Origin of the sequence: Providencia rettgeri (genome assembly GCF_013702265.1) — a bacterium.
GTDB classification, from domain to species: Bacteria; Pseudomonadota; Gammaproteobacteria; order Enterobacterales; family Enterobacteriaceae; genus Providencia; species Providencia zhijiangensis.
In genome coordinates, this window is record NZ_CP059348.1 from 3,536,686 (window position 1) to 3,553,138 (window position 16,453).

Consider the following 16,453-nt stretch of genomic DNA (forward strand, 5'->3'; position numbering starts at 1 on the left):
TGGTTCATAAGATGGCGAGATACTAACCAATATTTTCGGGAGAGTGAGAAAAAGTTAGTCCTAATTAACGAGAATCACTTGACAGACTAACTCGTTGCTTTTAATCGAATTATTTACTTATTTTAGCCATAAAAAAACACCTCAATCAGCGTATTGCACATTGAGGCGTCATTCAAAATAAACGAATTTTTTAATTTACTCCTCGGGGAAATTTGGGCCGATTAAATCAATACGATCAGTACAAATTGCATTAACGCCCCACGCTAATAATAATTTGGCGCGTTCAGGGTCATTCACCGTATACACCAGAATATATAAGCCCGCTTGCTTCAATAGCTCGACCCGAGCTTTATCCAATAAGAGATGATCTAAATGGATAGAGACACAGCCTAAACGTGTTGTCAGTTCACGCCAATCCTCACGCCACGCCTCCAGTAATAAACCGCGTGGCAATTCAGGTGCTGCGGCTTGAGCCGCTTCAAGGGATTCAATGGAAAATGAAGAGAGTAACGGTGCAGTTTGTCCTTGCCAGAGTTGGCGAGCCGCTAATGCCACCATGGTTCCTGTCTCAATCTCCAAGCCAGTGGTTGGCTTAATTTCAATATTCGCCATCATGCGATGTTGTTGGCAACGCTCAGCCACTTGAGATAGTAGCGGCAAATGCTCGTTGGCAAACTCTTGGCTATACCAACTTCCCGCATCAATTTTAACCAGTTGGCTCCAGTCAAAATCCCCTGCAATTCCATACCCATTACTCGTTCGCTCAAGGGTATCATCATGCAGAAGGAAAATTTGACCATCGCGAGATAACTTGGCATCAAACTCAATCATGGTGTGACCATATTTTGCCCCGACATCAATCGCTGCGAGCGTATTTTCAGGGGCTAATTTACCGCCACCACGATGGGCGACAATTTTAGGATAAGGCCAAAGATTCATAAACGATGTCCATATTGAGTATCAAAAAAATGCTGATGGGCTTCAGGAAGATGAAGCCATAACGTGGAGCCAATCTGAGGGCGATGCTCATGCCCTAAGCGTACAATGACTTTCTGCCCAGCCCACTGGCCATGCACGAGATTATCAGCACCTAACATTTCAAGGGTCTCTACTACCAGCGGGATCCCCCCTGACGATTCAGAGCCTAACTGTAAATGTTCCGGTCGGATACCTAACGTTAGCGCATGCCCTACCCACTGTAAATACGTTCTACCTAACGGTAATTGCATTCCGCCACTGAGTTCAAAGCGAGAACCATCCGAACTCAGTTTTCCTTCCAGCAAATTCATGGCAGGAGAACCAATAAAACTCGCCACAAAACGGCTGGCAGGACGCTCGTACACTTCAACTGGGGAGCCAATCTGTTCCGCAACGCCTTTATTCATCACCATCACTCGCTGCGCCAAGGTCATCGCTTCCACCTGATCGTGTGTCACATACAAGCTGGTGGTTTTTAAGCGACGATGGAGCTGTTGCAATTCAAGGCGCATCTGTACCCGCAACTTTGCATCGAGGTTAGAAAGCGGTTCATCAAATAAGAATACGGCTGGGTCACGCACAATAGCACGCCCCATTGCCACACGTTGGCGCTGGCCGCCAGAAAGCTCTCTCGGTTGGCGCTTTAATAAGCCATCAAGCTCTAAAATCCGTGCAGCATCCGCCACTTTTTGGCGAATAATCTCTTTTCCTAGCCCACGAATTTTTAGTCCCCATGCCATATTTTCTTCAACACTCATATGGGGATACAGAGCGTAATTTTGGAATACCATCGCAATGCCACGCTCTTTGGGCTCTAGATGTGTGACCCGCTTTCGGTCAATCCAAATATCACCACTCGTGACTTGCTCAAGTCCTGCCACCATCCGTAGTAACGTAGATTTACCACACCCAGAAGGCCCCACCATTACGATAAATTCGCCGTCTACCACATCCACGGTAAGCGGCTTGATCACTTGATTTTTTCCGTCCCAACTTTTGGTGACGGCTTGAAGTTTTAATTCTGCCATGGTTATTTCTCACTATCGACCAAGCCACGCACAAACGCCCTCTGCATAGCTAATACCACAAGAACCGGAGGAATAAGCGTGAGCAACATTGCCGCCATCACTTGATTCCATTGCGTCGTACCCTCACCCGATGCGATCATGCCTTTGATCCCTGCAACTGCGGTTCCTAAGCTGGGATCTGCAACGATCAAGATCGGCCATAAGTATTGGTTCCAACCATAAATAAAGGTGATCACAAACAACGCCGCTAAGTTTGTTTTGGACAACGGCAACACAATGTCGATGAAAAACCGCATTGGCGAAGCACCATCAATCCGTGCAGCCTCAATCAATTCATCCGGTAACGTCATAAAAAATTGGCGAAATAAAAAGGTCGCCGTGGCGGATGCCATCAATGGCAAGGTTAGCCCTGCGTAACTATCCACCATGTTTAAGTTGGAAATCACCTCTACCGTGGGGAAAATACGCACTTCGACAGGCAACATTAACGTGATGAAAATCATCCAAAAAAAAAGACTACGGCACGGAAAACGGAACCAAACGATGGCAAAAGCCGATAACATCGAAATCGTAATTTTTCCAATCGCTATCACCAGCGCCATAATGGTGCTGTTCACCAACATCAACCAAAATGGGGCGCTATTCGCTGCCACGCCGTTATTCCAAATATGCAGGATGTTTTCCCATAAATGAGAGCCAGGTATTAGGGTAATAGGGGTATCGAAGACTGCTTTATCGTCGAGTGTCGCGGCAACAAAAGCCACATACAGCGGGAATAAAATCACTAAAATCCCAATTACCAGCATTGAATGACTGAATACGCTCAGTCCACGATTTTTCTCAATCATTGGTAACGTACCTTACGCTCGATAAAACGGAATTGAATCACCGTTAGGATGATCACCAAACCCATTAAAATCACGGATTGTGCTGCGGATGAAGAGAGATCTAGCCCTGAAAAACCTTCACGGTAAATCTTATAAATCAGTGTCGTCGTCGCTTGTACTGGCCCCCCGCCCGTTGCCGCATCAATCACAGGGAAAGTATCAAAGAAGGCATACACCAAATTCACCACCAGCAAAAAGAAACTTACTGGAGTAATTAATGGTAAGGATATTTTAAAGAAACGACGGATAGGCCCAGCTCCATCAATAGCCGCCGCTTCCATCAAAGAGCGTGGAATAGACTGTAAGGCAGCGAAGAAAAACAAAAAGTTATAACTGATTTGTTTCCAAACTGAGGCTAAAACCACTAAAAACATTGCCTGACCGCTATTTTGGGCATGGTTCCAGTCATAGCCAATGGATTCCAAACCATAGGTTATCAATCCTCTGCCGGGACTAAACAAAAACATCCATAAAACTGCCGCAACAGCAGGGGCAACAGCATAAGGCAACAGCATTAATGTTTGGTAAAAACGGCTTCCTCTTACCACATAATCAACCAACGCCGCGAAAAACAGCGAGACCACAAGCCCACTTCCCGCCACCCAAGCACTAAAAATCATTGTGGTATAGAAGGAGTCTACATAGTAGCTATCGCTAAAGAGTTGAGTGAAGTTTTCTAACCCCACAAATTCACTGGATAACCCAAAAGGATCAATACTTTGTAATGAATACCAGAGCGCTTGCCCAGCAGGCAAAATAAAGAAAATCACCGTAATGATTAGCTGCGGTAATACTAGCGCGTAAGGTAACCAGCGGGAGCGAAAGACGGGACGAAATGATGACATAAGCAATCCAATAAATCAGATGTGATGCAGCGCCCCTCTTAATTCCATCAAGAGAGGCGAAAGAACTCATTACTGAGTGGATTTTTCGAAACGGCGCAGTAATTGGTTACCACGCTCAACAGAGGCATCGAGGGCTTGTTGTGGGGTCTTTTTACCTGACCACACGGACTCTAGCTCTTCATCCACGATGGTGCGAATTTGCGGCATATTGCCTAAGCGTAATCCTTTGGTATAAGGCAATGGGGCTTTGTTTAACATTTGGCGAGTCGCAATATCCGCTCCCGGGTTTTTGTCATAAAAACCGGATTTTTTCGTTAACTCATACGCTGCCGTTGTAATGGGTAAATATCCGGTATTTTGATGCCATTTCGCCGCATTTTCAGGTTCAGCTAAGAATTTCATAAACTCTGCAACGCCTTTATACGTGGCAGGATCTTTACCACCCATCACCCACAGGCTCGCACCGCCAATGATAGCGTTTTGTGGTGCCGTTGGGATTTGTGCATCGTAAGGCATCATGCCAACACCAAAATCAAACTTAGCGTGCTTGCGAATATTCGCGAGAGAACCGGAGGAGCCAGTAATAATGGCACAATCTCCGTTATAGAATTTCTCAGTTGGCTCGTCTTTACGCCCTAAATAACTGAAGGTGCCTTTTTTATTCATATCTTGCAGCTGCTCGATATGCCTTACATGGTCTGGAGTATTGAATTCCAATACCGCGTCTGCGCCATCAAAACCGTTATTCTTCGATGCGACAGGCAAACCATTCCATGCACTGAAGTTTTCAATTTGGATCCAGCCCTGCCAACCGCTGGCATAGCCGCACTTCATTCCTGATTCACGTAATTTTTCAGTATATTGAGCAAGATCTTGCCATGTTTTAGGTGGGGTATCTGGGTTTAAACCGGCTTTTTTGAAGGCTTCTTTATTGTAATAAAGAACGGGAGTGGAGCTATTGAAAGGCTGAGATAACAGGTGTCCTGTTTTTGCATCACTGTAATAGCCCGACACAGTAGGCACAAACTGAGACTCATCAAAATCAATTCCGGCTTCTTGGAAAACTTCGTAGACAGGTTTGATAGCTTTGGATGACATCATCGTCGCAGTACCGACTTCATAAACCTGTAATATCGCAGGCGCATTGCCAGAACGAAATGCCGCAATCCCCGCAGCTAGGCTTTGCTCATAGTTCCCTTTATAAGTAGGAACCACCTTGTAATCTGGGTGAGTTTCATTAAAGCGAGTGACAAGGTCATTCACTTCTTCGCCAAGCTGACCTTCCATTGAATGCCAGAATGGGATTGTGGTGACTGCCATTCCTTGACTGCTAAAAGCCATGCCTAACATCATTGCTAAAGCAGACTGTTTGATAGATGCCATGCCAATTCTCTCTTTTATTATGACTGAAGTTTATCCGCCAAGATTTACACTAAAATGTGCGAATTCACGCAATTTATGTTCGAGAGAGAATTTATCACCGAGAAATGACAGAAATATCGCCAACACATGACAGATTGATGACGACCATATCTCTAGCAAATGACGTTTACATGACAATCAGCATTTTTAATTTTCATGGTATATCAAAAATAAATAATCAAATTAACTTAAATAATAAATTTTTGATTATTGAAAAATGATTAAATAACAAAAAATAGGAAAAACGAATAAAAGAGTAAAAAAAGATGCCAGAAATAACTTTGCAGAAACTGTCATTCTATACATATTATCCACCTTGTTTTTTATTAAAAACAACAAATAAAAATGAAATTGAAAACAAGCCTATTATTGATATCGCCATACAAACAAACTGAATTTCCAAATTAACTTTAGGATAATATTAAAACAACAACAAGCATTTAATACTACAAATCCAACAAACTAATAATAACCCATAAAATAAGCTATCTTATGATTATCAATTTATAGCCAATTTAAAATATACATCCGAAAATAATAAAGGGTAAATAAAAATCTATTTACCCTTAAAAACTCATTATTAGATTAACTTCCAGGCGTAAAATAAATTGGGGATCCAGGCCCTACCGGTAATCCCAAAATAAACACCCAAATAATGAAGAAGAGAGACCAGCCAATAAAGAAAATAATCGAGTATGGCAACATCATTGAAACCAAAGTGCCAATCCCTGCATCTTTCTTATATTTGACGACGATTGCCATAATTAAACCAAAATAGCTCATCATTGGCGTAATAATATTGGTCACCGAGTCACCAATACGATAAGCCGCTTGGATAGTTTCCGGTGAATAACCTGCCAACATTAGCATTGGTACAAATATCGGTGCTGTCACCGCCCATTGAGCAGAAGCAGAGCCGATCATGAGGTTAATAAAGGCGCAAATCAGAATAAAACCAACAAATAATATTCCACCATGTAAATCGATACTATTTAAGAAATTAGCGCCTTTGACCGCAATAACTTGCCCGATATTTGTCCATCCAAAGAATGCAACGAACTGTGCAGCAAAGAAAATGATGACTAAATAGAGACCCAAGGTGCTCATTGCGCTTGCCATTGCATCAACCACATCTTTGTCGCTACGCATGGTTTTTGCGATATAGCCGTAAACAATCCCCGGAACCGCAAAGAAAATAAAGATAAACACCACAATCGCTTTTAAGAAAGGTGAATTACTCACTAACCCCGTTTCTTGATTACGTAAAATTCCACTTTCCGGCACCACCATTAAGGCTAATACTGCCGCTAATCCCCAGAAAGTCACCGATGCCCAGAACAGTGCTTTTTTCTCCAGCGGAGTGACTTCAGCAGAGGCTCGGAGTTTATCTTCGTCCTCATCGACACCACCGCCCTGATAAGGGCCTAACTGTGGCTCAACAATTTTCTCTGTGATGAAATAACCCAAGATAGTGATCAAGAAGGTACTGGCAAACATAAAGTACCAGTTTGCTTCTGCCCCAACGATATAGGTAGGGTCAATAATGCGAGCGGCTTGTTGAGTGATCCCTGACAATAACGGATCCACTGTTCCTAATAGCAAGTTCGCTGAATATCCACCGGATACCCCTGCAAATGCAGCTGCAAGCCCAGCTAATGGATGGCGACCTAATGAATGGAAAATAATCGCAGCCAGCGGAATCAATACCACATACCCCAGTTCTGCCGCGGTATTAGACATAATCCCAGCAAAAACAATCGCAACGGTGGTTAATTTACGTGGCGCTTTGATAACAATCAGACGCATTGCGGCAGATAATAAACCGGCACGTTCTGCAATCCCAACCCCTAAAAGAGCAACTAATACCGTGCCTAGAGGCGCGAATCCCGTAAAGTTGGTGACCACGTTAGACAGAATTTTACGGATGCCTTCCGCATCTAACAGGCTAACAATGTGAATAATTCCGTCTGCCGCACGACCTTTCGCACCTTCAGGGCGAGGATCCGGCACACTAATACCAAAATACTGACCAACGGCGGAAGAGACTAATAAAATCCCAATTAAGATAATGAATAGAATAACAGGATGTGGCAGAGCATTTCCCAGCCACTCAACCGTTCGTAAAAAACGGCTACCCTCTTGTCTTTTTTGTTCCATGTATGCTCCTTATAAACAAGAGAAATGAACATTACACAATGTTTTTCTCTTCACCTAATTACAAGCATATAAATTCAAACCAACAAATTTGATACAAATTGAATACATTAACTAACAATCAACGTGATGATAGTAAAAATAGAATATTTACTTTGTTAAATTTTATTTATGTTAAAAACTAAAACCATAAAAATTAAATATCATAAAAATACAAAAATGTGGTCAAGCTAACATTTTAATAATATTAACAAGCCATTTATGATTATTTTTGACTAAATAGATATCAAATTTCGTCAGTTTTATTCCATTTAATTCGATTAATACCTATTTTTACATTTACAATAAATTTGAGTTAGATGGAGCAAAGTAAAATACCAATTAGCCTGATTAATGTACGTTTTTAATCTAGATTAATCAGCGCTATAATCGACGCCTATTTACTACGGGGCGAGCTATAATGTCTGTCATTGATCTTTGGGCAGAGCGTCATATTCAAGACGCTTTAAATAAAGGGGAGTTATCCAACCTCAATGGTGAAGGGAAACCTTTGCAGCTAGACGATGACAGCCTAGTTCCTGAAGAATTAAGGGCGAGCTATCGTATTCTTAAAAATTCTGGGTATCTACCGCCTGAACTGCAACAGAAAAAAGAAGCACTGAATTTATGTCACATGCTGCAGCAACTCTCTGCCGATGACCCCAATTATGTTGCCATCAGTAAGCAATTAGCATTACTCGAGCTAAAACTCAAACAAGCCAATATCAATACCGACTTTTTATATGGCGAATACGCAGTGACAATTTCAGAGCACTTAGAGTCTAAATAGCGAAGAATTAACGTTTAGGTAGGGATTGTAGGCGATATTCCTGAGGGGTTTTACCGTAAAACTTACGAAATGCTTGGCTAAATGCAGAGTGAGAATCATACCCCACCAAAGTGGCAATATGCTCAATAGTTTGGTGAGTTAATAATAAACTTCCCGCTGCCTCCATCCGTTTTTGCAATAAGAATTGCATGACCGTAAGCCCCGTTTCCGCTTTCACTTTACGCTGTAAAGTACTGACTGACATATAAAACGCGCAGGCGATATCTTCGCAGCTTATCGGTAAATGCAGACGTAACTCTACCCAATGAACCAGCTCATCAACCCAACGATTTTCTGGTTTTAACTGGGCTAATAACAGGCGAGCAACGGCAAAGTTTTGTTCCGGTGCTTGAGGGAAACTTTGCAACCAATTTAATAACCCCACCGCCGCTGGCGTCAGCGTGAAATGCGTCATTCTTTCATTTACTGACCACTGCGCCGTTGCAGGCATTTCCAGCACATAATTTTGATTGCCTTCTTGCCCACTGAAAGCGTGACTAACACTCGGCGGGATCACCACTCCCTGACCCGCATTTAGCAGCCAATGTTGACGATGCATATTGATCTCCATCGCCCCTGATAACGCAAAGACTACCTGCCATTGCCCATCATGTTGATGAGAAATAACCTCTTGGGAATATTGGCGATAGTGCAATTCAGGTAATAACAAGGCAAACTCCTACAGGGTGGCATACCGTAGGAGTATAACGGTTTTAATTAAGAAAATGCAGCCTTACAAATTAAGCAAGGCGAGAGCCATTAGGTACTGGTAATTTGAATTCCGCTAATACAATGGCGCCTGTTTCATCGGGAGCACCTGTAATTAACACTTCAGATTTTATGCCAGCAATACGTTTAACTTCGAAATTACAAACACATAAAACCTGTTTGCCAATTAAACTTTCAGGGGTGTAATGCACGGTAATTTGTGCGCTTGAACGCTTAATTCCTAATTCCCCTAAATCTACATCCATCACATAAGCGGGCTTTTTTGCTTTACTGTTCACTTCTGCACGAATAATCGTACCAACACGCATTTCCACTTTCGTAAAGTCGTCCCACTCAATAATTTGCATATCTTTATTCCTAAATTAAACGATGGTAATAGCTTAAATTAGCATAGGATAGATAGAGGCTCTTAGCGTCAAACATTCATTTTATGTTGTGAAACAGTCATTGATTATCACCTGATAATCACAGGTAATAATCAATGGGTACAAGAGAGATAAAACGCGAGGTTACATATTTGAGAAAGTATTCATAATAATGCCGCCAGAGATAATTAATCCCATCGCGAAGACTGCGGGCACATCCGGTTTTTGTTTATATAAAATCATTGAAACTAACGTCACACCAACAATACCAAACCCACACCATAAAGAATACGCAACCCCAACAGGGATATAGCCCATTGCACGTGTTAACGCGAAATAGCACAGACAATAAGCCACAATCACTAAAATTGACGGGCCTAATTTGCTAAAACTATTGGTTTTTTTGATCATCGATGTACCCGTGATTTCTGAACCAATTGATAATGCCAACCATAAAAATCCAGTAAACATAATATTTCTCTCTTCTTATTAATGAGCAACTTTGTTGGTTGAAGACAGTGACGCATCCGAATTTTCAGCCGGTTCCGCCTCATCCGAGCCCATTTTAGAAAACAGGTTCATAATCACGATCCCAGAGGCAATAACCCCCATCCCAATCATTGCCGCCATATCAGGGTGCTGCCCATAAAACAGCATACCTAAAGTTGAAACCATCAAAATACCAGTACCCGACCAAGTCGCATACGCTAGCCCAACCGGAATATATTTCACTGCGCGAGAAAGAGAGTAATAACAGATAACATAAAGAATCACTATCAGACCTAATAATAATGATTTAGTTGTTCCTTCACTATTATCGAACATTTTCAATGTGGATGTTGCTGAGGTTTCAGAAATAATAACCGCTAGCATCCAAAGCCATGATTTTGCTTTAGAGGACATAGATAATACTCCTACATAGATAGACGTTTAAAATATTAAATTGAAATAAAATTTATTTTTTTAGAGACTTTAAATAATCCATTGCCGAATCTGTTAATTTATTTTTATTTAGGGAATATTCCTTTGGGTCATTCATTACTTCTCTCAAAGTAATATAGCGATTCTGGTTTATTTTATTTTCACTCGATATCTCATCATTTTTAATGAGCATTTTATTTTCAATATTATTAAATGTATCGAATTGAATACCTAATGAGATAGCCTTATTCATATTCTCTTTAATAAGGCGGTTATAATGTTCATTTTTATTCAAACCTAATATTTGGTTCAAATCACTGTCAGGGCAGCAATGATATTTCAATGCCATGATAGGAATATTTCGAGAGAGTGTTTGGATGATAATTTCACTCTCTTCGCTGGTTGCCAACCCATTCACGACTTCATTCAGTACCTTGGTTCCTATAAAAGGGAGAAAAACCCCGTGAAATCCTGCAAGTTTTCCCATATTAAAGGTATGAATATCAAAACATTGCCCAATTTCTTTCCATTGATTTATCGTCGATTGCGTTAGCATCTCCTTGGTGGCATAGAAAGAAAAAGACATTGAAGGTAACTGCAATAAACGCTGATAAACCGCCTGTTGATAGTCTTGGCTTGGGGACAATAACACCAAGACTCGTCGTTTCAGCTGTTGCAGTACCTGTAACACTATCTGCTCAATCATTTTTTCGTTCATATTGCCACCGTTCATTTAGGACTTAACTGACAACAAACACGCTGTCACTGTTACGTAACCCTGCCGCATTCGCTTCATCTGTATCAATATGAAACTCCAGAGAAAACCTTGCATCCACTCGAACAACGACCTCATCAAATACGAGACTACGTTCACCTTCCGTGCGAACACATACTCGCTGTCCATTGGAGACATTTAGCGACCTAGCATCCATTAAATTCATGTGAATATGGCGCTGAGCGCAAATGACTTGTTCACAAAGATTAACGTGCCCTGCGGGGCCAATTAACAACGCACTCCCCGATTGATTTAAATCGCCAGATTCACGTACTGGCGCTTTAATACCTAATGCAAAACAATCTGCTTTCGAGACTTCCAGCTGGGTTGTTGGTCTTGTGGGTCCTAACACTCGCACTTTACTGATCGACCCTTTAGGCCCAACCACCATCACACACTCTTTTGCCGCAAATTGACCTGGTTGCTTCAAGTCTTTAAATGGCGTCAGTTGATAACCTTCACCAAAAAGCGCGGTAACATCTTCTTGTGAAAGATGGACATGACGGTTCGAAACGCCCACAGGGATAGCAATGGGGCTATCAATCATTGAGGCTGGGTTTGACATAGCTAAGCGAGACAGAATTTTTCCCATCAGCTGCTGGTTTATCATGATTTTTTCCCTTTACGCACATCAGCTTTTGGCTCCACAGCGGCAATCTCGACATCCATCGCCACGGGCGCCTCAACGACCGGTTTTTCAACACCGTTTTCTTCTTCGCTCGCGTTATGCTTAGTGGATAGCAGCTGGGTGATCACTCGCTCTTCTGGGCGGGCAATGACTAATGTGCCTTTTAATAGGTCTTGATGGCTGATAACCGATGCACCATGGTCAACGGCGGTTCTTACTGCACTAATTTCCCCTTGAAAACAAACAGAAACTAAGCCAGAACCGATTTTACGGTAGCCAACAATCTCGACACTCGCCGCTTTGCATGCAGCATCCGCAGCTTGTATTGCTGATGTCAGCCCGTAAGTCTCAATGACGCCTAAACTTTTCATTTTTCTCTCCTACTTAGTGACGAACCAGTCGAATATCGAAATCGAATTTTTTAAAGAAAGCCTCTAATTGATCTAACTCTTCCGCGCTGTAGGTTGGGTCTTTCTTGATGGGATAAATCATGTCGAGCTTGTCGTATTTTCCGCGACCAAGCTGGTGATAAGGCAGAATATCAATTCGACTTAAATTGCCGCGTTTCGACAATTCCATGGCGTATTCAATTGCGCCTGTTATTGCATCAAAAGAATCGTTATATCCACGAACTAAAGGCATACGCATCACCACATTTGCCCCTAGTTCCATTAATCTTTCGAGGTTGCGACGCACATTTTCATTACCAATACCAAACAGATTTTTGTGTTCAACAGTATCGATATGCTTAACATCAAACAGGAATAGGTCGACAACTTCGGCTAACTTTTCATAATTAGCTAATGACGTTGTACCCTGTGTTTCAATCGCCGTATTAATCATCATTTTTTTGCATTCACGCAAAAGCTCAACGGCAAAATCTGTCTGTAAACTCATTTCACCGCCACCAATCGTGACACCACCACCAGAGGAAATATAAAAATCGTAGTCTTGCATGATGATCTCCATCATTTCTGAGACCGTGACATCTTTTCCCATAATGTCTAGCGCATCAGAAATGCACACTTCCTCACATTTACGGCAACCGATGCAGTCAATACTACGATTTACGCGGTGGACGGCTTCCCCTTGCTCATTGGTGGTCATGTAATGGATCCCCGCAGGGCAAACATCCACACACTTCCCACATCCAACACATTTATCGTGGGAAAACATCACTTGGAACTGGCTACTTAGCCCTTCAGGGTTAGCGCACCAAGGGCAACGAATATTGCATCCTTTAAGAAAAATTAGGGTTCGAATGCCATCACCGTCATAAATTGAGTATTTCTGGATATTAAATATCCGCCCTCTGATTTCTGCCGCTGTGTTCATCATTGCATCTCCAAAACAGTTTCAAACTTATTGTTTTTATTATGTATGGTGGGAATAGCAGCCTATCCCCACCCAGATTTGGTTTAGAATTTCTCAATCACAGTACGGCTAATGATTTCATCCTGAACCTCTTTACATAACTCAACGAAGTAAGCACTGTAGCCAGCAACACGAACGATTAAGTCACGATATTTCTCAGGTTCTTGCTGTGCTTTTTTCAGCATTTCGTTATCAACGTAGCTGAACTGCATTTGACCGTTACCCAAAATGGATGCCGTTCTTAACAACGTGATTAACCCATTGCGACCTTCTGGTGTATCTAATAAGCCTTTTAAGAACTTAAAGTTATGCACCATACCGATGTTCATCGTTTCCACGTTCATCTTACTGATGGATTTAATAATTGCCGTTGGGCCCTGTTTATCCGCCCCTTGAGTTGGGCTAATCCCATCTGACAGAGGCATCCACGCTAAACGACCATTCGCAGTCGCGGCAGTTAGCTCGCCAATCGGCGTATTGTTAGAAATAGATAATGTGCCGTGACTCAATGTGGAATACAGCATGTCGTATTTGCGGCACTCGCGTTCAGTCCATTCAGTAATGTCTAAAGCATATTGGTCGACATAGTTGTCATCATTACCGAACTTAGGTGCATTCAGGCAATCACGACGTAACTCTTCATAACCTTCAAAGTTGGCAAGCAGGCCATCGCGCACTTGCTCTAAGGTATAGCGGCCCTCTTCATAAACCACTTTGCGAATAGCCGCCATTGAGTCAACGTAAGTTGCTAGACCAGAGAAAATCAGCCCCGGGCCGTGGTTAATCATTGCACCACCCGCCGCAACATCTTTCCCTTTCTCCATACAGCCTTCCACCAGTAAAGACATCAATGGTTTTGGCGCGACATCACGGTGAACACGCTGGCTGATGACCGTACCAATCGCAGACAGACGAACAATATGGGCAATTTGCGCTTTCACGGCATTGTCGAAATCTTCGAACGTTTTCAGGCTACGCAGATCCCCGGTATCTAAACCTTGGTGACTATCGAACAGCACCATCCGACCACGGTTCAAAACAAACTCAATGGCGATTGGCCACTGGGTGTAACCCGTTGATGTCCACTGATAAATTCGACCTGATTTTTGTGGTTCCACGCAACCCATTAAGCAATAGTCGCGAGCATCTTCGAAATCAAAGCCTTTACGCAGCATCATTTTGATATGGGAATCATCAAAGTGGCAGGCAGGGAAGCCCATACCGGCTTTCACCACATCCACGATTTTTTCCATATATTTTTGCGGAGATTGGTTGTGAATACGGCATGCTAATGATGGCTGGTAAACTTTCACGAAACGTACTGCATCCATAATTAAGTACGTTAAATCGTTACATGCATCACCACCAGAGCGTTTTTGACCACCCACAGTTAAGTTGATAAATGGCTGATACCCAGCGAAATATTTAGCACCCAGCTCACTGGACATCCACATTAATTCCGCACATTTGATGATAAACGCCTGCATCATTTCCAGTGCTTGGTCTTGGGTTAAACGACCCGATTGAATATCGCTTTCATACATTGGGAAACAGTATTGGTCTAAACGGCCTAATGACAATCCTGTTTGGTTTTCTTCAATTTCAAACAAGGATTCCACAGTCCAAATACTTTGCAGCGCTTCTTGCAATGTTTTTGGTGGATTCGCCGGTACATTTTCGTTCACTTGAGCAATTGTGAGTAACTCTTCACGACGTTTCTGATCTGTCTCTTGAGAAGCCAGTTCACGAGCATGTTCAGCGATACGATGCGCATAAGCCACCACACCTTCACAGGTTTCAATCGAGGCTTTATAGAAATAGATGCGGTCGATGTCCTCTGGATTTTGCATGCTTAACTCAGCCAGTCTTGCCTGAGCATCCGCTTTAATGCCATTCATGCCCTTGGTGAAAAGCAATACGTCATAACCAGGGCAAGTATCGCCACCGCCATTGATTTGGTGATAAGACAAGTCACTCACAAAAGTTTCGCCGCTGAATTCCCAAACCCCAGCTTCACGATATTGCGCTTCACAAATTTCATCCAGAGAACGACCTTCCCAGAATGGCGCAATTTCTTCACGAATCACTTTTTTATCTTCTTCGGAGATCACAAATGGATCTTGTGGGCGAGTGCTCATTGTATCGAGTTCATCCACTACCCAGCGCCATGCGATATCAGGTGAAAATGCACCTGCGCGCGCTTTACCACATGGGTGACCGACAATCAGCTCTTCAGGCTGAATCAAGATAGGTGCGGTTTCACATGCACGACGGAACGCTTTTGCACGTAATAAAATCGGCGGTAAACCTGGGTTATTTTTCACTACTTCCGTAAAGGCTAATGCGCGATAGATAGACACGCTTGGACGCGCTTCTAGATAACGGTTACGCAAACGCTGTAAGCGCGGCGTTAACCCTTCCATCACTTTGAATTCATTATCTTGTTGAGCCGTTGGTGCTACATAACTCGCTGAAGCCGCAGAATATTGAGGCTGCGTGCTTGCTTGACCGCAATATAAACGGACTTTTAATCCAGCATTAATTGCGCTGATATTTTCATGAGCAGAAAGCATCATCGCGGAAAGTTCGTTAATGCAAACTTGCGGATCATTAAGATAAACACCGCCTTTCAGTGCATCAAACATTGGATAACCATCAATGGCGCGTGTTGCACGGACTTCTGACAGCTCAGCCAGTTTTAACCATAAGCTTTCAACAATCTCGTAAGCCTGTTGTTGAGTTAATCGACCTTGCTCAATGTCGCGCTGATAGAATGGATAAACGGCTTTGTCGAAACCCATTGGGTTCACGGCATAGCTGCCATTTTCTAAATGCAAAATCAGTTGTAATAGGTAGAACGCTTGGCAAGCTTCTTTAAAGGTTTGTGCTGGTTTTGCAGGTACTTGGCGTAATACTTCCGCGCTTTCTTGTAATTCGGCACGACGATATGGGTTAGCTTCTGTGGCCGCAAGATTTTCTGCTCGTACAGCTAAAGCGTTTGCAAAATGGATGGCTGCATCACAGGCATAAATTGCTGCACGACAGTTATTTGCCTCATCAATACTATTACGGCTAACGGCACTACCAATATTTCTAACGCGATTTTCTAGCTGGTTTTTGATTTCCGCAAATCCGACATTTAGTACCACTAAATAATCCGGTGCGGCGATTGTGCTATCACCCGCTAAAAACTCATAAATACTCTGGCTGTGTACTTCATCTTCCGTATGGAAAATTGCACCGCGAGGAGTTGAAGATTGGCTACCAATAATCAATTCATCTTGTGCAATAAAAGCAGGGAAATTACGAATAAACTCATAAAAACGCTGAGCGGGTTTAATCGCTTGAGGCGCCCCTGTTAATTGATTTCTGACAGTTTCAAGAATGTTGGCACGTTCGGTAATGATTGAGCAATTGCGAGCACTTAAACGTTCAGCCAGTGTTTTTACACGTGGGGTCAAAGCATATTTGGCCATGTT

At 42.6% G+C, this 16,453-nt stretch carries 16 protein-coding genes; 1 reads left to right on the forward strand and 15 read right to left on the reverse strand.

The genetic code is table 11. The features are described from left to right. Nucleotides 1-195: 195 nt before the first annotated feature. From ugpQ to H0913_RS16255, 6 genes are all read right to left on the reverse strand, one after another. Nucleotides 196-939, reverse strand: coding sequence for a glycerophosphodiester phosphodiesterase (gene ugpQ, locus H0913_RS16230; RefSeq protein WP_181477608.1), 744 nt, complete (start codon nt 937-939; stop codon nt 196-198). After that, nucleotides 936-2,006, reverse strand: a complete 1,071-nt coding sequence (locus tag H0913_RS16235) for a sn-glycerol-3-phosphate import ATP-binding protein UgpC (RefSeq protein ID WP_154639371.1) — start codon at nt 2,004-2,006, stop codon at nt 936-938. The genes ugpQ and H0913_RS16235 overlap by 4 nt, the downstream gene beginning before the upstream one ends. Nucleotides 2,007-2,008: 2 nt before the next feature. Then, nucleotides 2,009-2,854 (reverse strand): sn-glycerol-3-phosphate ABC transporter permease UgpE, encoded by an 846-nt coding sequence (ugpE, locus tag H0913_RS16240; RefSeq protein ID WP_154603157.1) that lies wholly within the window; start codon nt 2,852-2,854, stop codon nt 2,009-2,011. Then, entirely contained in the window at nt 2,851-3,738 is an 888-nt protein-coding gene (ugpA, locus tag H0913_RS16245) for a sn-glycerol-3-phosphate ABC transporter permease UgpA (RefSeq protein WP_154603158.1), read from the reverse strand. The genes ugpE and ugpA overlap by 4 nt, the downstream gene beginning before the upstream one ends. A 69-nt stretch (nt 3,739-3,807) precedes the next feature. Continuing rightward, nucleotides 3,808-5,121 carry a sn-glycerol-3-phosphate ABC transporter substrate-binding protein UgpB gene (gene ugpB / locus H0913_RS16250; protein ID WP_154603159.1) on the reverse strand — a complete coding sequence of 438 codons (1,314 nt, stop codon included), beginning with the start codon at nt 5,119-5,121 and terminating at the stop codon, nt 3,808-3,810. 624 nt (nt 5,122-5,745) lie between these two features. Continuing rightward, nucleotides 5,746-7,317 (reverse strand): AbgT family transporter, encoded by a 1,572-nt coding sequence (locus tag H0913_RS16255; RefSeq protein WP_154603160.1) that lies wholly within the window; start codon nt 7,315-7,317, stop codon nt 5,746-5,748. Between the two features lie 457 nt (nt 7,318-7,774). Between H0913_RS16255 and H0913_RS16260 the strand changes: the two genes are divergently transcribed. Then, a complete protein-coding gene (locus tag H0913_RS16260) occupies nt 7,775-8,143 on the forward strand; it encodes a DUF1992 domain-containing protein (protein WP_154639373.1) in 369 nt (122 codons plus the stop codon). A gap of 7 nt (nt 8,144-8,150) precedes the next feature. On the opposite strand, the gene H0913_RS16265 is transcribed toward H0913_RS16260, so the two are convergent. The 9 genes from H0913_RS16265 to cutC form a co-directional block, all read right to left on the reverse strand. Beyond that, nucleotides 8,151-8,852 carry a helix-turn-helix transcriptional regulator gene (locus H0913_RS16265; protein ID WP_154639374.1) on the reverse strand — a complete coding sequence of 234 codons (702 nt, stop codon included), beginning with the start codon at nt 8,850-8,852 and terminating at the stop codon, nt 8,151-8,153. Nucleotides 8,853-8,922: 70 nt separating this feature from the next. Continuing rightward, complete coding sequence (locus H0913_RS16270; RefSeq protein WP_181477609.1) at nt 8,923-9,258, reverse strand: tRNA-binding protein; 336 nt, start codon at nt 9,256-9,258, stop codon at nt 8,923-8,925. 162 nt (nt 9,259-9,420) lie between these two features. After that, entirely contained in the window at nt 9,421-9,747 is a 327-nt protein-coding gene (locus H0913_RS16275; RefSeq protein ID WP_036949254.1) for a DMT family transporter, read from the reverse strand. An 18-nt stretch (nt 9,748-9,765) separates the two neighbouring features. Next, the gene (locus tag H0913_RS16280; RefSeq protein ID WP_036949253.1) at nt 9,766-10,179 is read right to left on the reverse strand and encodes a DMT family transporter; all 414 of its coding nucleotides are present in this window, start codon (nt 10,177-10,179) and stop codon (nt 9,766-9,768) included. A gap of 52 nt (nt 10,180-10,231) precedes the next feature. Next, nucleotides 10,232-10,915 carry a hypothetical protein gene (locus H0913_RS16285; RefSeq protein ID WP_181477610.1) on the reverse strand — a complete coding sequence of 228 codons (684 nt, stop codon included), beginning with the start codon at nt 10,913-10,915 and terminating at the stop codon, nt 10,232-10,234. A gap of 22 nt (nt 10,916-10,937) precedes the next feature. Beyond that, nucleotides 10,938-11,582, reverse strand: a complete 645-nt coding sequence (locus H0913_RS16290; RefSeq protein WP_036949251.1) for a phosphate propanoyltransferase — start codon at nt 11,580-11,582, stop codon at nt 10,938-10,940. After that, the gene (locus tag H0913_RS16295; protein WP_154603166.1) at nt 11,579-11,971 is read right to left on the reverse strand and encodes a BMC domain-containing protein; all 393 of its coding nucleotides are present in this window, start codon (nt 11,969-11,971) and stop codon (nt 11,579-11,581) included. Before H0913_RS16295 ends, H0913_RS16290 begins: the two co-directional genes overlap by 4 nt. Before the next feature lie 13 nt (nt 11,972-11,984). Next, nucleotides 11,985-12,935, reverse strand: coding sequence for a choline TMA-lyase-activating enzyme (cutD, locus tag H0913_RS16300; protein WP_181478825.1), 951 nt, complete (start codon nt 12,933-12,935; stop codon nt 11,985-11,987). An 83-nt stretch (nt 12,936-13,018) separates the two neighbouring features. Beyond that, nucleotides 13,019-16,450 carry a choline trimethylamine-lyase gene (gene cutC / locus H0913_RS16305; RefSeq protein WP_181477611.1) on the reverse strand — a complete coding sequence of 1,144 codons (3,432 nt, stop codon included), beginning with the start codon at nt 16,448-16,450 and terminating at the stop codon, nt 13,019-13,021. Nucleotides 16,451-16,453 lie beyond the last annotated feature (3 nt).